The organism is Pseudomonas chlororaphis subsp. piscium (assembly GCF_003850345.1).
Lineage (GTDB): Bacteria > Pseudomonadota > Gammaproteobacteria > Pseudomonadales > Pseudomonadaceae > Aquipseudomonas > Aquipseudomonas piscium.
In genome coordinates, this window is record NZ_CP027707.1 from 1,937,748 (window position 1) to 1,958,994 (window position 21,247).

Below are 21,247 nucleotides of genomic sequence, written 5' to 3' on the forward strand. Positions count from 1 at the left end.
TGCGCCTTTCGCCTACGCTTGGTGAGTTGACCTTTTTCGAGAACCTACATGCTCAATAATGATCGCCTGTTGGTGCAGATCCTGCTGCTGGTGCTGTTCGGCGCCAGCTTCTGGGTCATGGCGCCGTTCTGGTCCGCGTTGTTCTGGGGGGCGGTCCTGGCGTTTGCCAGCTGGCCGCTGATGCGCCTGCTGACCCGCTGGCTCAATGGCCGCGAGTCCTTGGCCGCGGCCTTGCTGACCCTGGGCTGGATGCTGCTGGTGGCGGCGCCGCTGGTCTGGCTCGGCTTCAACCTGGCCGACCATGTGCGCGATGCCACCGCCTTTATCAAGGATGTGCAGGTCGATGGCCTGCCCGAAGCGCCGAGCTGGCTGGCTGGCGTGCCCTTCGTCGGTGAACGGCTGGTGGGGCTGTGGAACAGCATCGACCAGCAGGGCGCGGCGATGATGATGGCGGTCAAGCCTTACCTGGGGCAGGTCGGCAACTGGTTGCTGGCCCGCAGCGCGCAGATCGGTGGCGGGATTCTCGAACTGACCCTGAGCATCGTCTTCGTGTTTTTCTTCTATCGCGACGGGCCGCGCCTGGCGATGTTCGTCCATGGGCTGCTGGAGCGCCTGATTGGCGACCGCGCCGGCTACTACATCGAGCTGGTGGCCGGTACGGTGCAGCGGGTGGTCAACGGTGTGATCGGCACCGCGGCGGCCCAGGCGATCCTGGCCCTGATCGGGTTCCTGATCGCCGGCGTGCCGGGCGCGCTGGTGCTGGGGATCGTCACCTTCCTGCTCAGCCTGATTCCCATGGGGCCGCCGCTGGTGTGGATTCCAGCCACCGCCTGGCTGGCCTGGAAGGGCGAATACGGGATGGCGGTGTTCCTCGGTATCTGGGGCACCTTCATCATCAGTGGCGTCGACAACGTGCTCAAACCCTACCTGATCAGCCGGGGCGGCAACCTGCCGCTGGTGATCGTACTGCTCGGGGTCTTCGGCGGGCTGATCGCGTTCGGCTTCATCGGCCTGTTCATCGGCCCGACTCTGCTGGCCGTGGCCTACAGCCTGTTGACCGACTGGAGCGCCAGCCAGGCGCGAGTCGAAGACAAGCGCTGATTCATGCAGAACGCGGGCATCCGTGCCCGCTCTCCCCCTGTAGCGCTCAGGCGGCGACGTTGATGCTGCTGCCGACGCTGCTCGCCACGTTATCCAGTTGATACTGCCGGCTCAGGTTGGCGATCATCTTGCTCAGGGCTTCGGTCACCCGGGCCTGATCGTTCTGGGTGCCGCTGTTACGGGGGCCGTTGTCCTGGCCGCGGCCGGCCTGCAGGGCGGCCTTGAGTTCGTCGCTGCTGACACCGCCACTGCTGTCACTGTCGAGCACCTTGAGCAAGGCCGCGCTGGTGTCGGTGCTGGCCTGCAGGGCGCTGGTCAACTCGTCGGAGCTGATGCTGCCGTCGCCATCGGCGTCGAGCTGGCTGAACAGCTCATCACTGGAGGCCCGCTGCGGTGGCGGTGGTGGCGGGGTGAGGCTGGCGACCAGCTCATCCTGGCTGACGCTGCCGTCCTGGTTCTTGTCCAGGGCCGAGAAAATCTGGTTGCTGTCGGCGCTGCTGCCAGCACTGGTCAGGCCGCTGCTCAGCTCGTCGCTGCTGATCGCACCGTCACCATCGCTGTCCAGGGCGCTGATCAGGGCGTCGGCCAGTTCGGTGCTTGGCGGCTGGTCCCGTGGTGGTGGCGGAGGCGGGGCCATGGCGGCCATTTCTTCGCTGCTCAGGCTGCCGCTGTCGTCACTGTCCAGATCGCTGAAATTCTTGCTCAGGCTGACCAGGATGCCGTTGTCGCTTTTCTGCGAGAGGGCGCTGCTCAGCTCATCCTGATCGACCGAACCGTCGCTGTTGCTGTCGAGCCTGGCCAGCAGTTCTTTCTGGAATTGCTGGCTGCGGGCGTTTTGGGTGGTAGTGCTGCTGGAGCTGATGTAACTGGAGTAGTTACTGACGCTACCGATCATGGGGCTCACTCCCTGCGGATGGATAAGGCCGGTGGGTGTACCGGCTTATGCAGCCTCGGGCGGCGAGGTGTCGTGGGTATGTGAGCTTTGTACCGGTCGGTACACACGGGCGGTTCAGACGCGGGGCAGGCGCACCACGGTGGTCAGGCCACCGCCTGGGGTTTCTTCCAGGTGCAGTTGCCCGCCCAGGCGTTCGGCGGCCTCGCGGGCGATGGTCATGCCCAGGCCGACGCCGCCGGAGTTGCGGTTGCGCGAGCCTTCCAGCCGATAGAAGGGTTCGAACACTGCTTCGCGCTGGTCTTCGGCGATGCCCGGGCCATGGTCGATGACCCGGATCAGCACCTGCTCGCGACTGTCCTGCAGGCTGATGCGGGCATGCCCGGCATAACGCAGGGCATTGTCCAGCAGGTTGTTCAGGCAGGAGCGCAGGGCCATCGGCTGCACTTGCAGGGGCGAACAATGGCCATTGGTCTGCACGTCGGCGCCCTGGTCCTGGGCGTTTTCACAAAGCGATTCCACCAGCGCCTGCACGTCCATCCACTGCAGCGCCTCGCTGGTGCGTTGTTCATGCAGGTAGCTCAGGGTCGCGTCGAGCATGCTGATCATGTCGTCGAGGTCCTGGCTCATCTGGCCCTGCAGCTTGTGGTCTTCGATCTGTTCCAGTCGTAGCTTGAGGCGCGACAAGGGCGTGCGCAGGTCATGGGAAACCGCGCCGAGCATGCGCCCGCGCTGCTTGACCTGCTCCTGGATGCGCCGTTGCATCAGGTTGAAGGTGTGGGCCGCCTGTCGCGCTTCCCGCGGGCCGGACTCGTCTAGCGGCGGGCTGTCGAGGTCTTCGCTGAGGCGCTCGGCGGCATCGCTCAGGCGCTGGATCGGCCGGGTCAGCAGCTTGGCGCCGTACCAGGCGGCGATGATCAGCGAGATGAACTGGAAGGTCAGCGGCACGATCGGCCCGCCGAACCAGGGGCGCGGCGGTCGCGGCTCGAAACGACCGCCGCCGGGCAGCGGCTGGCCGCTGAATTCACCGGCCGGCGGGCGCGGAGGCGGAGGAGGCGGGCCGTAGAGGCGGAACCAGAAGAAGGCGAGCAGGTGGGCGAGCACGATCGCGATCAGCAACACCCCGAACAGGCGGCCGAACAACGTATCGAAGCGCCCACGCATCAGCCGATGTCTCGGGCGTCGAACAGGTAGCCTTCACCGCGTACGGTCTTGATCAGCTGCGGCGATTTCGGGTCGTCGCCGAGCTTCTGCCGCAGGCGCGAGACCAGCAGGTCGATGCTGCGATCGAAGGCTTCGATGGAGCGGCCACGGGCGGCGTCCAGCAACTGTTCGCGGCTCAGCACCCGGCGCGGGCGTTCGATGAACACCCAGAGCAGGCGGAACTCGGCGTTGGACAGCGGCACCACCAGACCGTCGGCGGAGATCAGCTGGCGCAGCACGCTGTTCAGGCGCCAGTTGTCGAAGCGGATATTGGCCCGCTGTTCGGTGCGGTCGTCGCGGACCCGGCGCAGGATGGTCTGGATCCGCGCCACCAGTTCCCGGGGCTCGAAGGGCTTGGCCATGTAGTCGTCGGCCCCCAGTTCCAGGCCGATGATCCGGTCGGTGGGCTCGCAACGGGCGGTGAGCATCAGGATCGGGATGTCCGACTCGGTGCGCAGCCAGCGGCACAGGGACAGGCCGTCTTCGCCAGGCAGCATCAGGTCGAGCACCACCACGTCGAAGTGTTCCGCCTGCAAGGCCTGGCGCATCGCCGCTCCGTCGGTCACGCCGGTGGCGTGGATATTGAAGCGGGCCAGGTAGTCGATCAGCAGTTCGCGGATCGGTACATCGTCGTCGACGATCAGCGCCCGGGTGTTCCAGCGCTTGTCGTCACCCGTGCCAGGTGCTTTCTGATCGTCATTGAGGGGAGCTGGAATGTTGTGCATGCGTGCGATCGTCTGCCAGGTAGGCTGCCTACCACAAAGAGGGGCGGCGAGGTGGTGGCTTCAGCATAGGCGTCCGGCCCTGGGGCTGGAAGTGCTGTTCGGGGGTGTTGCGGCTGGCGAGGGTAGCCGGGCTGGTTGTTGTCGGCGTGTCGGGAGTGTATCGGGCTCGACACAATTGCCGCCAGGCTCGGGCATTTGCGTGGTTTTATCGATACGGGAGCTGCCGTTGGTGATGAATTACCGATCATCGGGTCCCGGAGCGCCGCCGCTTGCGCTACAATCCGCGCCGATTTCGACTTGCCTGAGAGCCCCTTCATGTCCGCTTGCCAGACTCCTATCATCGTCGCCCTGGACTTTCCCACCCGTGACGCCGCACTGAAACTGGCCGATCAGCTGGACCCCAAGCTGTGCCGGGTCAAAGTCGGCAAGGAACTGTTCACCAGTTGCGCTTCGGAAATCGTCGGCACCTTGCGCGACAAGGGTTTTGAAGTCTTCCTCGACCTGAAATTCCATGACATCCCCAACACCACCGCGATGGCCGTCAAGGCTGCCGCGGAGATGGGTGTGTGGATGGTCAATGTGCACTGCTCCGGCGGTTTGCGCATGATGGCGGCCTGCCGCGAAGTGCTCGACCAGCGCAGCGGCCCGAAACCGCTGCTGATCGGCGTGACCGTGCTGACCAGCATGGAGCGTGAAGACTTGGCCGGTATCGGCCTGGATATCGAGCCGCAGGAGCAGGTGCTGCGCCTGGCCGCCTTGGCGGAAAAGGCCGGCATGGACGGCCTGGTCTGCTCGGCCCTGGAAGCCCAGGCCCTGAAGGCCGCGCACCCGTCGCTGCAACTGGTGACCCCGGGGATCCGTCCGGCGGGCAGCGCCCAGGACGACCAGCGGCGCATCCTCACCCCGCGCCAGGCGCTGGATGCTGGTTCCGATTACCTGGTGATCGGCCGTCCGATCAGCCAGGCGGCGGACCCGGCCAAGGCCCTGGCGGCTGTGGTGGCCGAGCTGGCGTAAGCCGCAAAGACAATCGCGGGTAAGCCTCGCTCCTCATCTTCTGTAGGAGCGAGAGCGAGGCTTGCCCGCGATGCTTTTCAGCCCTCGATGTTCAATCGACCTTCAGCACCAGCTTGCCGAAGTTCTCGCCGCTGAACAGCTTGGCCAGCGTTTCCGGGAAAGTCTCCAGCCCCTCGACAATATCCTCCTTGCTCTTGAGCTGCCCCTTGGCCATCCAGCCGGCCATTTCCTGCCCGGCGGCGGCGAACTGGGCCGCATAGTCCATCACCACAAAACCTTCCATGCGCGCGCGATTGACCAGCAACGACAGGTAGTTGGCCGGGCCCTTGACCGCTTCCTTATTGTTGTACTGGCTGATGGCGCCGCAGATCACCACCCGGGCCTTGAAGTTCAGGCGGCTGAGCACGGCATCGAGAATGTCGCCGCCGACGTTGTCGAAATACACGTCGACGCCTTTCGGGCATTCGCGCTTGAGGCCGGCGTGAATGTCTTCGCTCTTGTAGTCGATGGCCCCGTCGAAGCCCAGTTCGTCGATCAGGAACTTGCATTTGTCCTGGCCGCCGGCGATGCCGACCACTCGGCAGCCTTTGATCTTGGCGATCTGCCCGGCAATGCTGCCCACCGCGCCGGCCGCGCCCGACAGCACCACGGTTTCACCGGCTTTTGGCGCGCCGACGTCCAGCAGGGCGAAATAGGCGGTCATGCCGGTCATGCCCAGGGCCGACAGGTAGCGCGGCAGTGGCGCCAGTTTTGGATCGACCTTGTAGAAGCCGCGGGGCTCGCCGAGGAAATAGTCCTGTACCCCCAGGGCGCCATTGACGTAGTCGCCGACGGCGAAGCCGGGGTTGTTCGAGGCGATCACCTGGCCCACGCCCAGGGCGCGCATCACTTCACCGATGCCCACCGGCGGGATGTAGGACTTGCCTTCGTTCATCCAGCCGCGCATGGCCGGGTCGAGGGACAGGTATTGGTTCTTCACCAGGATCTGCCCAGCCGCCGGTTCGCCGACGGGAACCTGCTGGTAGGTGAAGGTTTCGCGGGTCGCCGCGCCCACCGGGCGTTTGGCGAGCAGGAACTGGCGATTGGTCTGGGTGGTCATGGCAGGCACTCGAGGATCAATGGAACCCTAGTTGATAGACCTTCAGCCCTGATGCCGCAAGGTTTGCCGCTGTAGCGAATAGCTGTCGATCCAGAGACGTGATGGTCCTATGGGGGCCTTCATCACCATCGCGGATAAGTGGGCAACCGGCCCTCTGATAGTGCTGCCGCGTGCTCATTGCCTGTGCCTAGACTGGGCGAATCCGATCCATGCATTCCATCGAGGGCATCACCATGAGCATGACGTTTTCCGGCCAGGTCGTTTTGGTCACCGGCGCAGCGGCGGGTATTGGCCGGGCCACGGCCCTGGCTTTCGCCGCGGAGGGCCTGAAAGTGGTGGCGGCCGACCTGGACGTCGCCGGTGGCGAGGGCACGGTGCAATTGATTCGCGCCGCCGGTGGCGAGGCGTCGTTCGTGCGTTGCAACGTCACCGACGAGGCGGATGTGCAGAACCTGATGGCGCAGGTGGTGAGCCGCTACGGCCGCCTCGACTATGCCTTCAATAACGCCGGGATCGAAATCGAGAAGGGCAAGCTGGCGGACGGCACCCTGGACGAGTTCGACGCGATCATGGCGGTCAACGTCAAGGGCGTCTGGCTGTGCATGAAACATCAGCTGCCGCTGATGCTCGCCCAGGGTGGCGGGGCTATCGTCAACACCGCATCGGTGGCTGGCCTTGGCGCGGCGCCGAAGATGAGCATCTATGCCGCCTCCAAGCATGCGGTGATTGGCCTGACCAAGTCGGCGGCCATCGAGTACGCGAAGAAGAAAATCCGGGTCAACGCGGTGTGCCCGGCGGTGATCGATACCGATATGTTCCGCCGTGCCTACGAGGCCGATCCGAAGAAAGCCGAATTCGCCGCGGCCATGCACCCGGTCGGGCGGATCGGTAAGGTCGAGGAGATCGCCAGCGCGGTGCTGTATCTGTGCAGCGACGGCGCGGCCTTCACCACTGGCCATGCGCTGGCGGTCGACGGTGGCGCCACCGCCATCTGAGGCTGGCGTGCCTTATGGACGGCCCTGGTGAGCGAGCATTGCCAGGGCTGTACCGGATCGACCTCGACCATTCTGAAAACGACCTGAACGTAGCTTTTTGCCATTATTCCGACGCCAGAGACTTGTGCTCCAGTACAGCCCGTTGCGAACCTGCAAAGCTGGACAATGGCCCTGTCGCCATTGGGGACTGGAAGGGGACTGAGCGCAATGAATTCGGCCACGAACGGACGTTTTGCCAACCTCGGCATGGCGAAAAAACTGGGTGTCGGTTTCACCCTGGTGCTGCTTCTGACGGCGCTGGTGGCCGCCATAGGCGTCTGGTCCCTGCAGACCATCAGCCAGCGTTTCGATGGCCTCAAGCAGATGTCGTCGCTCAACAGCGGCCTGCTCAAGGTCCGTCTGCTCGAGCAGAACTATGCCTTGCACGGCGACGCAAAAACCGCAGACGCCTTGCACGAGGGCGTCGATGGCCTGCTGGGCCTGGCGGCGCAGCTCAAGGAGCGCTCGGCGGCGAACGTGCCGGTAATGACCGACGTCGAGCAGGCGCTGGGGGCCTACCGCAAGGCCTTCGACGAGTTCGTCGAGCTGACCCAGGCCAAGGACCTGGCGTTGGAAATGGCCAGTTGGTCGGTGTCCAGCGTGGCCAACAACCTCGACGTGCTGCAGGCCGGTCTGGCCGACGACGGCACCTATAGCCTCAAGGAGTCCGCCGGCAAGGAGGGCAGCGAGTTCGTCGAGCAGGCCAATCAGGTCAGCCAGGTCTCGCGCTTGATGCTGCAAGCCATGAACGAAGCCCGGGTGCGCCTGGACCAGAGCCGCAAGGGCGAGGAAGAAGTCGAGCAGGGCAAGATCGAGCAGGCCGACCAGGCCCTGGCCCAGGCCGAGCAGCTCAAGACTGTGGTCAAGGACGCCGGTTATCAGACCGTACTCAACGAGGTGGTCGGGCATATAGGTAGCTTCAGCGAAAAGCTTGCCGAATACACCGGCTTGCTGGCACAGGAGAAAAAGGTCTATCAGCAGCTGCACGAGCGCGCCACGCAAGTGATGGAGCGGGTCGACCAGGCGTACGACGCGCAGGATCAGTCGATGCAGGCGGAGCTGAAAAAGAACTCGTTGCTGATCATCGCGTCCTCGGCCCTGGCATTGCTGGTGGGCGTGTTGGCGGCCTGGATCATTACCCGCTTGATCGTCACTCCGTTGCGCAGCGTGATGCGCGTGGCGCAGCAGATCGCCGCCGGCGACCTGAGCGCGACGGTGGAGGTGACGCGCCGGGATGAAATCGGCCAGTTGATGCTGGCCATGCAACAGATGGGCAGTGGCCTGAGCGGTATTGTCAGCGGCCTGCAGGCGGGTATCGAGCAGTTGGCCAGCTCCGCCCAGTCGCTGTCGGCGGTGACCGAGCAGACCAATCTGGAAGTCAGCAGCCAGAAGGAAGAAACCGAACAGGTGGCGACGGCGATGAACCAGATGACCGCCACCGTGCACGATGTCGCGCGCAACGCTGAAGAAGCCGCGCAGGCGGCGCAGACCGCTGACGACAAGGTCGAAAGCGGCCAGCAGGTGGTGCGCCAGAGCATGCAGCGCATCGAGCAGTTGGCGGATTCAGCCACCAGTGCCAGCTCCAGCATCGAAAGCCTCAGCGCCGAGATCCAGAACATCGGCACGGTGCTCAGTGTGATCAAGAGTGTCGCCGAGCAGACCAACCTGCTGGCGCTGAACGCGGCCATCGAAGCGGCGCGCGCCGGCGAGCAGGGCAGGGGCTTCGCGGTGGTTGCCGACGAAGTGCGGGCCCTGGCCAAGCGCACCCAGCAATCCACCGAGGAGATCGAGCGCCTGGTCAGTGCCCTGCGTTCGGCGGCGCAGTCCTCGGTGCAGCAGATCCAGAGCAGCGGCGAACTGGTCAAGCTGGCGGTCAGCGATGCGCTGCAGACCGAAAGCGCGCTGGGCAGCATTGCCACGGCGGTGTCGCTGATTCAGCAGATGAACCAGCAGATCGCTGCTGCCGCCGAGCAACAGAGTTCAGTCGCCGAAGAGATCAATCGCAGCGTCACCAGCATCCGCGCTAGCGCCGATCAGTCGTCGCTGGCCATGCAAGGCAATGCGGCGTCGAGCATCGAGCTGGCGCAGTTGGGGGCGGAGTTGAAGGGGATGGTCGGGCATTTCCGGTTGTAATGCCGCGGATGCTTGCCACAGGCTGCGCCGCCAGGGACGCAGCCTTATCGACCGTGCCGCGCGAGTTGCTCGCGCGGCCGTTGCCGGTCAGTCGTAGATGGCTTTCTTCTTCCAGTCGGCGTCGGCTTCGACCACTTTCAGGCCTTCGGTCAATTGGTTGACCTCGCCTTCGACCGGCTGGGTGGTGGTCAACACCATCGCGTTGGAGCGGGCCAGGAGTTTCTCCAGGTACTCCAGCTGTTCCCTATAGGTCGCCGGATCCGGCTGCTTGCGCAGATACTGCACGCCGCGCTCGAACGCCAGGCGCGCCTGGCCGGGTTGTTCCTGTTGCAGGGCGTACTGGCCGAGGTTGTTGAAGAACTCGATGTGCAGCAGCACCAGGATGTGGCGGATCTCCCGGATCCAGTGCTTGGCTTCGTTGGCCGGCAGGAAACCATCCTGGGCGGCGCGCGTCACCTGGCCATGCAGGGCTTCCAGGAGAAAGCGCACGTCCTTGGCCTTGGCCTCGGTCTGGATCGGGCAGGGCGGGTTGTTGACCGGGATTGATTCGCCCTGGCCGACCAGCGCGTTCAACTCGGCGATACGCGCCTTGAGCGCGGTATCGGACTTGTTCAGGTTCAACAGACGCTGAACGACGTTGAGCTCCAGGCGGGTTATCAGCAGCTTGAGCGCCGGCGACATGAACTGGCCGGGGAAGGTCTCGGTGATTTCGCCGCAGCGGCGCAGGCGGTCATTGAGTTCGACCTTGGTCCGGGCCTTTTCCAGTTTGTTGTTTTCCACCACATGGTTCATGTAGCCAATGGCGATCAATATTACGATCCCGGCTACTACTAGCAGGGTGATCATGAGTGGTGTCACCGTGTAAGACCTCTTTCTGGGGTTCGCGTACGAGTGGCGAGTGTAGTGACTTAGCCTTGGGGCGCCTAGCGCAGGTCGACGAGCAGAAACAGGCCGATTCTCTGCTTATATAGGAAATGTCTGGCTGGTTTCATATTGCCATCACCTAAGGATGTGGACTATAGCGCCTTGTCGAGTGTCAGAATATAGGCGTCAAGGCACAGGCTGCACAAATGCCCGAAAGGGCTCGCAAACCACCCCGAAGTCATTGATTTAAATAAATTTATATCAGGGGGTTGACGACCCTCCAATCCATCCATAGAATGCGCGCCACTTGCAGCGTAAAGCACACAGCGAAACGCAGCAGGGAGTGAATGTTGTAGTGTGTCCCCTTCGTCTAGTGGCCTAGGACACCGCCCTTTCACGGCGGTAACAGGGGTTCGAGTCCCCTAGGGGACGCCAATGCGGGAATAGCTCAGTTGGTAGAGCACGACCTTGCCAAGGTCGGGGTCGCGAGTTCGAGTCTCGTTTCCCGCTCCAATTTTAAACGGCACTGCTTTCGGGCGGGGCTGAGTGAAACCAGAGCCAAGTCTTCGGATGCGGAACTGGACACCGAAACACACACCATGTGTTCCGGGTAGCGTGTCCCCTTCGTCTAGTGGCCTAGGACACCGCCCTTTCACGGCGGTAACAGGGGTTCGAGTCCCCTAGGGGACGCCATTTGCGGGAATAGCTCAGTTGGTAGAGCACGACCTTGCCAAGGTCGGGGTCGCGAGTTCGAGTCTCGTTTCCCGCTCCAAACATAGAGCTACAGATTCTCAAAGGTCTGTAGCTCATCGAAAAAGGGTCCCATTCGGGACCCTTTTTTCGTTTCTGCCGGCAGTGGCCGAGCCTAGCTCCATTGTTCCCTGTAGCTCGGGATGACGCTGCTTTTCCCCTTGTCCTGTACGCTGCGCAGATGCTGCTCGGCGCCTGCATGCTCCTGACCCTGCGCCCAACCTTTGTGAGTGCGTATTTGGCACAGGGTTTGCGACGGCATGGACCTGATTGACCATCGATAGAGTGGTGCGACCTTTAAATGAGTATCTCCGTGGCGACAACTAAGGGTAATTGGCGGGCGGTCATCGCATTGGCCTTGGCGGCCTTTGTGTTCAACACCACGGAGTTCGTTCCCGTCGGGCTGCTGAGCTCGATCGGCAGCAGCTTCGATCTGTCGACGGCCCGGGTCGGCCTGATGCTCACGCTCTATGCCTGGATAGTGTCCCTGACTTCGCTGCCGGTCATGTTGCTGACGCGTAACGTCGAGCGGCGCAAGCTGTTGCTCGTGCTGTTCGGGATGTTTATCGCCAGTCACATCCTGTCGGGGCTGGCCACGAGTTTCGGCATGCTGTTGCTGAGTCGGATCGGAGTGGCCTTGTCCCATGCCCTGTTCTGGTCCATCACCGCCTCCCTGGCGGTGCGTCTGGCACCACCGGGAAAACAGGTCCAGGCCCTGGGCCTGCTGGCCACCGGTACTTCCCTGGCGATGGTGCTGGGTATTCCTCTCGGTAGGTTGCTGGGCGAGGCCATGGGCTGGCGGACCACCTTTATCGTGATTGCTGGCCTGGCTACTGCGCTGGTGTTCTGGCTGGCCAGGAGCCTGCCGTTGTTGCCCAGCCAGAACTCGGGTTCTCTCAGAAGCCTACCGGTGCTGTTCAAGCGGCCTGCGCTGGTAGCGCTCTATGTGTTGACGGCCCTGGTGGTCACCGCGCAGTTCACGGCCTACAGCTATATCGAGCCTTTCATCAAGGTGGTCGCCGGCTTGAGTGGCGATGTGGTGACCCTCATCCTGCTGCTGTTCGGCGGGGCCGGTATCTTTGGCTCGCTGCTGTTCAGCAGGTTTCACCGCTACAGCCCGCAGCGCTTTCTGCTGGTGACGGTGGCCTTGCTCATTCTGTGCCTGGCCTTGCTGTTGCCGTTGAGCGGGGAGGTTTCGTATCTGGGTGGGCTCAGCCTGATCTGGGGGATGGCGATCATGGGCTTCGGGTTGGCGCTGCAATCCAGGGTCCTGGTGCTCGCGCCGGACGCGACCGATGTGGCAATGGCGCTGTTTTCGGGGATCTACAACATCGGCATCGGTGGTGGCGCGCTGCTTGGCAGTTGGGTAGGGGGCCAGCTCGGGTTCGCCTATGTCGGCTTGGCCGGCGGCTTGCTGGCGACCTTGGCGCTGCTGTTCTACTGCGCATCCATCTACTGCCTCACCCGGTCCAGCATTTTGGGTGTCGACCCTGCTGAGACCGCGGCCGAAAAGTAGAGTCCCAGGAGGAGGGCGTCGAGAGGCGCCAGATAAAAAAAGAGGGGCAATGATTCGGCTGAATCATTGCCCCTCTTTTTTCACTCAGACATCAAACCCTGCCCCCTATAACGGCGGGCAGGGTTTCTACTCTCAGAACTGCAGGCCAACCGGCGGCACCTTGGTCGCTTCACCAAAGACGCTATTGAGGGATTGCGTCTCCGGCCAGAAGTCGATGCCGACCAGGCCACCATAGAATTGTCCGGCGGAGGCAGAGCCATCGACTTTGCCGCCTGCTGACGACTGGTATATCTTGGCGAAGTTCATTCCCGCCAGCCCACCCAGGCGCGCGCCATAACCGCCGCTGACGTCGCTGGTGGTTGTGGCGTTGCGGATCTCTCCTTCATTCTGCCCGACCAGACCTCCCACGCTGCTTTGAACGCCGCCTTTGACCGAGCCTTTGACGGAGACGTTGCTGGCCTTGCCCAGCAGCCTGCCGACCAGACCGCCGACCAGGCTGGTTGTACCACCGCTCACCGTGGCGGATACCACGGCATCGTTGATATCGCTACCTTGGCTATAGCCGACCAGGCCGCCGACCTGGCTATTTTTGTCGCCACTCACCGTGACCGATGCCGAGGAATTGTTGATACGGCTATCCTGGCTGTGACCGACCAGACCGCCGACGAGGCTATCGTCGCGGCCCTTCACCATGGCGGATGCCGAGGCGTTGGTGATATCGGTATTTTTGCTGTAACCGACCAGGCCGCCGATCCGGCTGCGGTAGTAGCCGGTCACGGTGGTAGATACCGATGAGTTGGCGATAGTGTCATTCAGGCTATGGCCGACGAGACCACCGATACGGGCATCATCACCGCCTGTAACAGATTGGGAGGTGGAAGAGGCATTAGCGATGAAGGACTTTTCGCTATAGCCGATCAGGCCGCCGATGTTCGCCTTGTCGCCACCCTTCACCATGCCGGTGACTGTCACATTATCGATACGGCTGTTCTGGTTGTAGCCAATCAGGCCACCCACATTGCTGCCGTACAGACCAGACACACTGCCTTTGGCCGAGCTGTTGCTGACCGAGCTGTTCTGGTTCGTGCCGATCAGGCCGCCGATATTGGCATTCCTGCCGCCTTTCACTGTGCCGGAGAACGAAGCGTTATCGATGCGGCCGTCCTGGTTGTGGCCAACCAGGCCACCCACATTTTTACCATACAGGTCGGACACGCTGCTGCTGGCAGAACTGTTGGCAATCGAACCACCCTGATTCTTGCCCACCAGGCCGCCGATCGCTTCCGTGCCATTGCCGGTGACCTCGCCGCTGGCGTGAACGTTGACCAGCGAACCCTGGTTGAACCCGACCAGGCCACCGATCCGACGCGCCTGGCTACCCGAGACATTAGTGCTGGAGCTGGAGTTGCTGATGCGGCCATTGCCAGTATTCTCCCCGACCAGGCCGCCGATATTCAGGTTGGCGCCGGCGAGGTTGATCGTGCCAGTGCTGGAGGCGTTGGCGATGATGCTGTCGCGGTTCGAACCCACCAGCCCACCTGCGTTTCCGAAATCATCCTTCATTTGCCCCCTGAGGGTGATATCGGCATGGCTATTGGTGATTCTTGCCATGCCATCGGGGTTGGAGACGCTTTCGCCCACCAGACCACCCATTGCAAGGGTGTACCTGTTGCCGATCACCTGGCCGCTGACCGAGGCGTTGGCGATGTCGCCGTTCAGGTTGAGACCGACCAGGCCGCCCAGGGAGTTGAAATAAGCCCCCGCGGTCACCCGTATATCCTTGGCTTTGACATTGCGGATGCTGCCCATATTCAACCCGGCAAGGGTGCCGATGCTTTGGCTCGAGGAGGAGCCACTGGTTGAAATGCGTTCGAGGTTCAGGTTGCCGATCTGCCCCAGGTTCGCGCCGAACAGCCCGACAAAGGCGGTGGTGCCATAGATCGAAAGGTCGCTGATGGTATTGCCCAGGCCATCGAGCTTGCCGGTGAAAGATTTGTTTTCACCAAGCGTCTTGAAGCGGCCTTGGCCGGTGATCTGGTTACCCAGTACATAACGGCCATTCATGTTGCTTTCGATATCGCGCAGTTGTTTCAGGTTCTGCACCACCTGATAGGCCTCGCCGTTGGCGCTGAAGCGGGCATCCGCACCGGAGAGTGTGACGCGCTTGTCATCCTTGAGGCTGTGGCCGTTTTTGGAATTCAGCTCCAGGCTGGCTCCCGATCCGGTCAGCGCGACATTGTCGTTCAGGCGGATGCCGCCCTGCGCGGCATTCAGGGCCAGGGCTGAGCCGGCGCCGGTGGCGGTCAATGCCGCATTCACCTGGACGTCGCCGTGTTCGGCGGTCAGGCCGAGTTTGTTACCGCTGCTCCAGGAAACCGCCTTGTTGACCGACAGGTTGCCCTTGCTGCTCAGTTCGACGTTGGTCCGGGCCAGGTTCTGGGCCAGGGTATCGGCATGCAGTGTCGGGGCAGTGCCGATATTGCCGCCAGTTCCGTTGTTGCCGTTGATCCCGCCGTCAATGACCAGTCCACGCATGGATGGATTCTCGGCCTTGGAAACGCTCACCTCGTTCGAGCGGATCTTCCAGGTACCGGTCGTGCCCTTGTCGGCGCGGGTGTCCACTTGCGAGGCCAGTTGCACTTCGACCCGAGCGCCGCGGTTTTCCACCACGCCACCGTTGCCCTGGCCGCCCAGGGCGCTGGCGTCCTGGCGTCCGGCCACCTGGACGATACCGTTGTCGCCACCGTCGAGGACAATCTTGCCGGCCTTGTTCTGCAAGGTCTTGGCCTCGATCACGCCCTGGTTGCTCACCACGTTTTTCAGCAGGCTGCTGGCGCTGCTGGCGGTCATCAACACCTGGCCGCCGTCAGCCTTGAGCAGGCCACCGTTCTGCACCAGGGCATCCACCGCGGCACCCTTCACCTGCAGGTTGAGCAGGCCGTTGCCGTCGAAGTTGACGCTGAAGTCCTTGCCCGCGCCCAGCGCGACACTACCCATCTGCGCCTGGATCACCCCGCTGTTGCTGACCTGGGCGCCGAGCAGGGCGACGCTGCCGCCTTCGCTGGCGGTGATCTGCCCGGCGTTGCTCACGGCAGCGCTGGAGTTGCCGGCAAAGCGGTAGGTGCCGTCGAGGAAGTCCTTGTCGCTGATGTTCTGGGTGGAGGCCACCAGGCCGCCGACGTTGACCTGGGCGGACTTGCCGAAGACCACGCCATTGGGGTTGATCAGGAACACCTTGCCGTTGGCGTTGATGCGGCCCTGGATATCACTGCCCTGGGTACCGACCACTCGGTTGAGGGCCACCGACTGGCTGCCGGGCTGATGGAAGCTGACGCTTTCGTCGCCGGCGACGCTGAAGTCGTTCCAGTTGGCGATCACTTTGTTGCTTTGCTGCTCGACGGTCATGTGCTTGCCGTCGTTGGTGGTGCGAATGCCGGCCTCGCCCGCGACTACCGCGGCGCCACCCGGCAGGGCAAAGGCCGGGGCCTGGGCCAGCAGGCCCAGCAGCGAGAAGCCGGCGGCAATCACGACCTTGAGTCGGCTTGATTTGCCTCGGCGCCGGGTCCCTTCGCTGGCGACGTTCCAGCAACCAGTGGCCTGGTTCCAGATCAATGCATAGCTTTTGTTCATGGTGCGTCCTCTATATGAATACTCTGCTGATCCCCCCAGCAGAATGGGGTACTACGGGTGCGGAGCAGGAATGACGGCCTGCTCCGAAGCGATCGTGAGAGGCGGTGTGTCAGCCCTCCCAGGCCATGGGAGGGGAGGCTGGAAGGAGGGGAGAGAGCCTGGCCTGCCAGGTGGTGAGCCAATACACTGTTGATCACCTCTGATTGCGTGTACTTGGGAGCGGCTGTTCGGAAGTCTCATGAAGAGCTTTATCTAGTCATGATTTTTAAAGGGCGTTCCGTACTTTCGATGTTCGATTGATTTGTTTGCTTGAAGTATTAATTGGCGCGGCTGTGGAGCCTTCTGAGGATCGCTTGTATTTGCTGGCTGGGCCGGGGTGCTTAATTAAGCAAAAGGGAGGGGGCAAAAAAACCAGAACTTTCTTAACTGGTGGTTAGCCCTTTCCGGTTTGAAAAGTAAGGCGGGAGGGTGTTGCTCGTTGCTGTGAGACCTGTCCTGACTCACGCCTGTAAGGAGGCAGAGTCGGCGGGGGTGTGGATAACCAGCGCTGCTCTTGCTTTGGCGCTGCTGGAGGATTTCAGCGTCGCTGTATGTTCTGTGGGGAGATTGTCGAAGTTGAAGTTTGGATATAAATGGTGGAGCGATAGTTTATTTTTGGGGGGAGTTGGTTTGTGTTCGTTTGGTTTCCAAACTTGGAAACTTCTTGTGCTGTTTTTTATCGTTAGTCAGGTTGATGGGGGCACAAGGTGGGTGATCATATTGTTGACTCCTTTTGCTCGTTGACCTGTTCCCAGCCCGGCCGGATCTCTGTCGCCAGCTCGCTGTTATCCAGCTTTTCCGAGCGCGCCAGAGACCAAATAGAAGGCCGTTCGAGAGAGGCTCTCGTCGCTGATTTCACAACAGCCGGCGCGCGGCTAGAATACCGACGGATCACTCTTGATCCATCCCCTATTGCCACAGATCAAAGCGGCACTCTCCATAAGAGGGTGACGCTGTTGTTCATGGGGCAACGCCCCGCTTGCGCAGGTTGCCGGGGTTCGATTTCCAGGAAGGTATTCCATGATTCCAGCGTGTTGCCGGGCTGTCGTTCTCTGCTTGTTACTTGTTTCATCGCCGCTACTGCTCGCGCAGGAACCAGATATCTCCCTCGTTGCAAGGGTGGCAGTGACCAGCCGACCATGGCTGAGCGAAGCAGACCGCCAGTGGCTGGCAAGCAGAGGTCCGCTCACGATCGGGGTGGCACTGCCCGATTACCCGCCGCTGGGCATGCTCGACGTCAATCGCTTTCAGGGAATCACTGCGGACTACCTGGCCTTGCTGTTCGAGATACCGTCCCACGTCTGCCTGTTTGCTTCCCGGCAAGCGGCGTTGACCGCGTTGCACAATGGTGAGATCGACCTGGTCGGCGGTGGCTCCGCAGTGGATGCCGAGGACAACGGCCTGCTACTGACCCAGGCCTATGAGCCGAACCAACCCGTGCTGGTAACAGCCGAGGGCCGCCCTTTCGACCCAGAGAAAACCGGCGCCCGGCTGGGCGTATTTGCCGGCTATCGTGTCGAGGAAAAAGTCTCCGCTGTTTATCCGAACAGCCAGGTCCTGCCCTTTGTCTCGCCGCTGCGCGCACTCGAGGCATTGAGCCTGGGTGAGGTCGATGGGGTGATCGACGATGCGGTGTCGGCTCACTACCTGATCAACATCAACTACCTGCTGGACCTGCATATCGAAAACTTCGCTCCGGTGGAAAGTCGTGGTTTCGGCTTCCTGGTGCGAGCCTCCGATACGCGATTGCATGGCGTGATCGAACGAGCCTTGCCGTCCATACGCTCGCGTCATAGCGAAAATATTCTGCGCAATTGGAGTGCAGGGAGCAGCCTGCGCCTGACCCAGCAGCGCGTGACACTGACGCCCGCCGAGAACCGTTGGCTGGCGGCACACCCGGAAATCCCGGTGAGCGTCAGTGACTCTCTTGGAGCATTGGGGCAACTGGATAGTGGTGGGCAGGTACGGGGTATCGGCCCCGACTATCTCAAGTTGATCAGCCAGCGAAGCGGCCTGACGTTCCGCCCTGTCCGGGCGCAGAACTATGCCGAGACGAAAACGCAGATAACCCAGGGCCAGACCCTGATGACCTCGGTCACGTCGGCAGATCCTGATACCGAGGCCGATATGGATATTCTCCTTCCTTATCTGAGGAGCTCGGTCGTGCTGATGGCCGGACCACGATCCGCACGCACCCAGGGCAGCCCTTTTCATAGCCTTGAAGACCTGCAAGGCAAGCGCCTGGCCAGCGTCCCCGGCTACTTCATCAACCCGATCATCCAGCAGGACTATCCAGATATCCGGCTACAGATCTATCCCAACTTTTTGGAGGCCATGCGCAGTGTCGATGACGGGCGTAGCGACGCGTTCATTGGTAGTGACTACACCGGCCGTTTCCTGTCTGCGCAGCGTTTCAACAACCGCTTGCGGGTGATCGGCATTCTTGACGAGTTCTCCCGGCCGGTCAGCCTTGGGGTGCTGAAGGGGCAGGAAGAGTTGCGCAGCATCCTGGAGAAGGCTCAGGTCGCTATCACCCCGGAGGAGGTGGCGGACATCGTGGCGCATTGGGAGCCCCGTATTTCTACCACGGGCAGCCACTTCTGGCGTGACCATCGCAGCAATATCCTGCGGCTCGGCGGCGTATTCGGCTTGCTGGTCCTGCTGTCGCTGATCTGGGGGTTCTACCTGACCCGCCAAGTGCGCAAGACCCGCCAGGCCGAAGGCGAGCTGGCGCTGGCGCGGGAGAAGGCCGAAGCGGCCAACGAGGCCAAGAGCGTCTTCCTGTCCACCATGAGCCATGAGATCCGTACCCCGCTGAATGCCATCATCGGCCTGCAGGAAGTGGTGCAGCAGAAGGCCGAACGGGGCGAGCTGGACCAGGCTTCGCTGGCGATCGCGCAAGAGGCGGCGCAGGGGCTGCTGTTGCTGCTCGGCAATGTGCTCGACCTGACCCGGATCGAGTCCGGCATGATCGATTCCGCGCCCGAAGCGGTGCAGCTCAAGGCGCAGATCGAAGCGATCGCGCCCCTGGTGGTTGGCATGGCGCGGCAGAAGCACCTGGCGTTCGAGATGCAGTTCACGGGCGACATGGAGCAATGGGTGCTGATCGACCCGCTGCATCTGAAACAGGTGCTGTTCAACCTGTTGAGCAATGCCATCAAGTTCACCGAGCGGGGCAGGGTGACGCTGCACGCCTCGGGCAGCCGGGAGGCAGACCATCTGCAGCTGGTGCTGGAGGTCATCGACAGCGGTATCGGTATTTCGGAGCAGGATCAGGCCAGGTTGTTCCAGCCATTCTCCCAGGTCAGTTCGGCCCAGGCCGGGCAAACCTTTGGCAGTGGGCTGGGGCTGAATATCACCCGGCGGCTGGTCGAGCTCATGGGTGGCAAGATCGTCCTGAGCAGCGAGCCGGATATCGGTTCCTGCTTCAGCGTGACCCTGCAGTTGCCCCTGGCCGAGGCGCCCGCCGAAGCCGCGGCAGAAGTGCCGCAGGCGAGCACGGAGCCGCTTTTGCTGAACATCCTCGTCGCCGAAGACAATGCGTTCAGCCGGCTGACGCTGGAAGAGCAACTGCTGGTTCTGGGGCATCGCGTGACGCTGGTCGAGGATGGGCAGGCGGCCTGGGAAGCCTGGCTGGCTGCCGAGTACGATGTGTTGATCACCGACAGCCAGATGCCGCGCCTGGGCGGCTATGACTTGACCCTGCGCATCCGCCAGAAGGAGCGCGAGGAGGGGCGCCGGCGCTGCTGGATCCTCGGTGCGACCGCCAGTGCCGAGGATGCGGAAATCCAGCGCTGCCTGGCCGCCGGGATGGATGATGTGGTGTTCAAACCGTTGACGCAGCAGGTGTTGCGACAAGCGCTGGAGAATACCCAGCGAGCCCCTGGGCGGGATTGAGCACGACGAACCTGTCACCGGGAAAGCATTCTGACTATCCCATCACGGACGATGGCGGCGCTGGTTGAGCTGGCCCCGCGCCGGCTTTCGCACTGGTCACCAAGGTGGCCAGAAAAGCGCGGCTGGCTGCTCCGGATAGCATGAAGCGCCTCGCCATACCTGCCTTGAAGCCTGCCGCCTCCAGCATCGCGCTGGCCTGCATGCCCCGTCTACACATCTCCCCGTGCTTCACTTGGGTCTACCGCTGCCTCGTTCACTTAAGTCGGTAAGATAAATCTTGGTAAATTTAAGATTCGACTGATTTACGTCTGATATGGGCTCCACTCACTCTTTAGCGCATTCGAGCCGCGTTCTGCCCACCTCCCTGCCTGCAGCCCCCAACCACGCGTGGCACTCCTCTCACAGAGAGCAGCCGTGGACAGCGAAGCCGATCCCCTGAAGTCACCCTGGCCAATGACGGATAGGTCCGAACGAACCGCAGATCGCTGACCAAGCCCCTTCAAACATTCCTTCCATCGGAGATGACAATGACCATTCTCTATCGCGACATGAATCAAGCCCAACTCGATGCGGCGTACAACAATACGCAAGCAGTGCCGGATTTCCCCGGTATCTACGCAGCCTTGCAGGCGCGTAGCGCCAGTTTCTATGCCTCTATGGCCGGTCGCCTCAATCTGCCTTATGGCACGGGGCCTCGACAGCGTTATGACTGGCTGCCCTGTGGAAAAGCCGACGCCCCGACCTTCATCTTCATCCATGGCGGGTATTGGCAGAATTGCAGCAAGGAAGATTTTGCATTCATCGCCGCCGGCCCCCTGGCGGCGGGGTTCAATGTCGTCCTGGCCGAATATACCCTTGCGCCGCAAGCCTCGATGACGCAGATCGTCAGCGAGATTGGCAGCCTGCTCGAGCATCTCCAGGTCGACGCCGATCAGCTGGGTATTGCAGGGCACAAGGTGGTGTTGAGCGGGCACTCGGCAGGTGGACACCTGGCGCTGCAGTTCCGCTCTCACCCATGGGTGACGGATGTCCTGGCCATCAGCGCACTGGTCGACCTGGAACCTATCAGCCTGAGCTGGCTGAACGAGAAGCTGAGTCTCTCGGATGCGGAAATTGATACGTATAGCCCGCTGCACCATATCGACAAGGGTGCCCATACATGGGTAGCGGTGGGCGCCGATGAACTGTCGGAACTGGTCCGCCAGTCCGATGAATACGCCAGGCAAGCCTTGGCTCACGGAGAGCCTGTGCAGCTAATTCATGTCCCGGGCTGCACGCACTTTTCGGTACTGGATGAAATGGCGAAACCTGAGGGGGCCTTGCTTCAGGCCCTGTCATTCGCCAACTGAT

General features: G+C 62.2%; 13 protein-coding genes, 4 tRNA genes and 1 pseudogene. 12 read left to right on the top strand and 6 right to left on the bottom strand.

Going from position 1 to position 21,247, the window contains the following annotated elements:
• The first annotated feature begins 48 nt into the window (after positions 1-48).
• Positions 49-1,101 carry an AI-2E family transporter gene (locus C4K38_RS08850; RefSeq protein ID WP_053278031.1) on the top strand — a complete coding sequence of 351 codons (1,053 nt, stop codon included), beginning with the start codon at positions 49-51 and terminating at the stop codon, positions 1,099-1,101.
• Positions 1,102-1,147: 46 nt separating this feature from the next.
• Here C4K38_RS08850 and xopAW read toward each other — a convergent pair whose 3' ends face one another.
• The 3 genes from xopAW to C4K38_RS08865 all read right to left on the bottom strand — a co-directional run bounded on the left by xopAW (position 1,148) and on the right by C4K38_RS08865 (position 3,921).
• Positions 1,148-1,996 (bottom strand): EF-hand domain-containing protein, encoded by an 849-nt coding sequence (gene xopAW / locus C4K38_RS08855; protein WP_053278032.1) that lies wholly within the window; start codon positions 1,994-1,996, stop codon positions 1,148-1,150.
• 114 nt (positions 1,997-2,110) lie between these two features.
• On the bottom strand, positions 2,111-3,157 hold the full coding sequence (locus C4K38_RS08860) for a sensor histidine kinase (protein WP_053278033.1): 1,047 nt from the start codon (positions 3,155-3,157) through the stop codon (positions 2,111-2,113).
• Complete coding sequence (locus C4K38_RS08865) at positions 3,157-3,921, bottom strand: response regulator (RefSeq protein WP_007931608.1); 765 nt, start codon at positions 3,919-3,921, stop codon at positions 3,157-3,159. Before C4K38_RS08865 ends, C4K38_RS08860 begins: the two co-directional genes overlap by 1 nt.
• A 315-nt stretch (positions 3,922-4,236) precedes the next feature.
• Between C4K38_RS08865 and pyrF the strand changes: the two genes are divergently transcribed.
• Complete coding sequence (pyrF, locus tag C4K38_RS08870) at positions 4,237-4,935, top strand: orotidine-5'-phosphate decarboxylase (protein ID WP_007931610.1); 699 nt, start codon at positions 4,237-4,239, stop codon at positions 4,933-4,935.
• A gap of 91 nt (positions 4,936-5,026) precedes the next feature.
• Here the strand turns inward: pyrF and C4K38_RS08875 are convergent, their stop codons facing one another.
• Entirely contained in the window at positions 5,027-6,034 is a 1,008-nt protein-coding gene (locus C4K38_RS08875) for an NADP-dependent oxidoreductase (RefSeq protein WP_053278034.1), read from the bottom strand.
• A gap of 233 nt (positions 6,035-6,267) precedes the next feature.
• On the opposite strand from C4K38_RS08875, the gene C4K38_RS08880 reads away from it, so the two are divergent.
• From C4K38_RS08880 to C4K38_RS32875, 3 genes and pseudogenes are all read left to right on the top strand, one after another.
• Positions 6,268-7,029, top strand: coding sequence for an SDR family oxidoreductase (locus tag C4K38_RS08880; RefSeq protein WP_053278339.1), 762 nt, complete (start codon positions 6,268-6,270; stop codon positions 7,027-7,029).
• A gap of 363 nt (positions 7,030-7,392) precedes the next feature.
• A pseudogene (locus C4K38_RS32870) lies at positions 7,393-8,289 on the top strand (methyl-accepting chemotaxis protein); the annotation flags it as partial.
• 207 nt (positions 8,290-8,496) lie between these two features.
• On the top strand, positions 8,497-9,201 hold the full coding sequence (locus tag C4K38_RS32875; protein WP_371920939.1) for a methyl-accepting chemotaxis protein: 705 nt from the start codon (positions 8,497-8,499) through the stop codon (positions 9,199-9,201).
• 87 nt (positions 9,202-9,288) lie between these two features.
• Here C4K38_RS32875 and C4K38_RS08890 read toward each other — a convergent pair whose 3' ends face one another.
• A complete protein-coding gene (locus tag C4K38_RS08890) occupies positions 9,289-10,047 on the bottom strand; it encodes a hypothetical protein (protein WP_053278036.1) in 759 nt (252 codons plus the stop codon).
• A gap of 377 nt (positions 10,048-10,424) precedes the next feature.
• On the opposite strand from C4K38_RS08890, the gene C4K38_RS08895 reads away from it, so the two are divergent.
• The 5 genes from C4K38_RS08895 (at position 10,425) to C4K38_RS08915 (ending at position 12,331) form a co-directional block, all read left to right on the top strand.
• Positions 10,425-10,500: transfer RNA gene (locus tag C4K38_RS08895), tRNA-Glu, on the top strand.
• Positions 10,501-10,502: 2 nt separating this feature from the next.
• Positions 10,503-10,578, top strand: a tRNA-Gly gene (locus C4K38_RS08900).
• A gap of 104 nt (positions 10,579-10,682) precedes the next feature.
• Positions 10,683-10,758, top strand: a tRNA-Glu gene (locus C4K38_RS08905).
• Positions 10,759-10,761: 3 nt separating this feature from the next.
• Positions 10,762-10,837, top strand: a tRNA-Gly gene (locus tag C4K38_RS08910).
• Between the two features lie 279 nt (positions 10,838-11,116).
• Positions 11,117-12,331, top strand: a complete 1,215-nt coding sequence (locus tag C4K38_RS08915; protein WP_053278037.1) for a sugar transporter — start codon at positions 11,117-11,119, stop codon at positions 12,329-12,331.
• 132 nt (positions 12,332-12,463) lie between these two features.
• Here C4K38_RS08915 and C4K38_RS08920 read toward each other — a convergent pair whose 3' ends face one another.
• Positions 12,464-15,961 (bottom strand): GLUG motif-containing protein, encoded by a 3,498-nt coding sequence (locus tag C4K38_RS08920; protein ID WP_053278038.1) that lies wholly within the window; start codon positions 15,959-15,961, stop codon positions 12,464-12,466.
• A 1,059-nt stretch (positions 15,962-17,020) separates the two neighbouring features.
• On the opposite strand from C4K38_RS08920, the gene C4K38_RS08925 reads away from it, so the two are divergent.
• On the top strand, positions 17,021-19,897 hold the full coding sequence (locus C4K38_RS08925; RefSeq protein WP_053278039.1) for an ATP-binding protein: 2,877 nt from the start codon (positions 17,021-17,023) through the stop codon (positions 19,895-19,897).
• 527 nt (positions 19,898-20,424) lie between these two features.
• Positions 20,425-21,246 (top strand): alpha/beta hydrolase, encoded by an 822-nt coding sequence (locus tag C4K38_RS08930; protein WP_053278040.1) that lies wholly within the window; start codon positions 20,425-20,427, stop codon positions 21,244-21,246.
• The last annotated feature ends 1 nt before the right edge of the window (position 21,247 follow it).

Coding starts and splice junctions, on each gene's coding strand:
- C4K38_RS08850 (WP_053278031.1), top strand. CDS start 49: ATGCTCAATAATGATCGCCTGTTGGTGCAGATCCTGCTGCTGGTGCTG.
- xopAW (WP_053278032.1), bottom strand. CDS start 1,996: ATGATCGGTAGCGTCAGTAACTACTCCAGTTACATCAGCTCCAGCAGC.
- C4K38_RS08860 (WP_053278033.1), bottom strand. CDS start 3,157: ATGCGTGGGCGCTTCGATACGTTGTTCGGCCGCCTGTTCGGGGTGTTG.
- C4K38_RS08865 (WP_007931608.1), bottom strand. CDS start 3,921: ATGCACAACATTCCAGCTCCCCTCAATGACGATCAGAAAGCACCTGGC.
- pyrF (WP_007931610.1), top strand. CDS start 4,237: ATGTCCGCTTGCCAGACTCCTATCATCGTCGCCCTGGACTTTCCCACC.
- C4K38_RS08875 (WP_053278034.1), bottom strand. CDS start 6,034: ATGACCACCCAGACCAATCGCCAGTTCCTGCTCGCCAAACGCCCGGTG.
- C4K38_RS08880 (WP_053278339.1), top strand. CDS start 6,268: ATGAGCATGACGTTTTCCGGCCAGGTCGTTTTGGTCACCGGCGCAGCG.
- C4K38_RS32875 (WP_371920939.1), top strand. CDS start 8,497: ATGACCGCCACCGTGCACGATGTCGCGCGCAACGCTGAAGAAGCCGCG.
- C4K38_RS08890 (WP_053278036.1), bottom strand. CDS start 10,047: ATGATCACCCTGCTAGTAGTAGCCGGGATCGTAATATTGATCGCCATT.
- C4K38_RS08915 (WP_053278037.1), top strand. CDS start 11,117: ATGAGTATCTCCGTGGCGACAACTAAGGGTAATTGGCGGGCGGTCATC.
- C4K38_RS08920 (WP_053278038.1), bottom strand. CDS start 15,961: ATGAACAAAAGCTATGCATTGATCTGGAACCAGGCCACTGGTTGCTGG.
- C4K38_RS08925 (WP_053278039.1), top strand. CDS start 17,021: ATGATTCCAGCGTGTTGCCGGGCTGTCGTTCTCTGCTTGTTACTTGTT.
- C4K38_RS08930 (WP_053278040.1), top strand. CDS start 20,425: ATGACCATTCTCTATCGCGACATGAATCAAGCCCAACTCGATGCGGCG.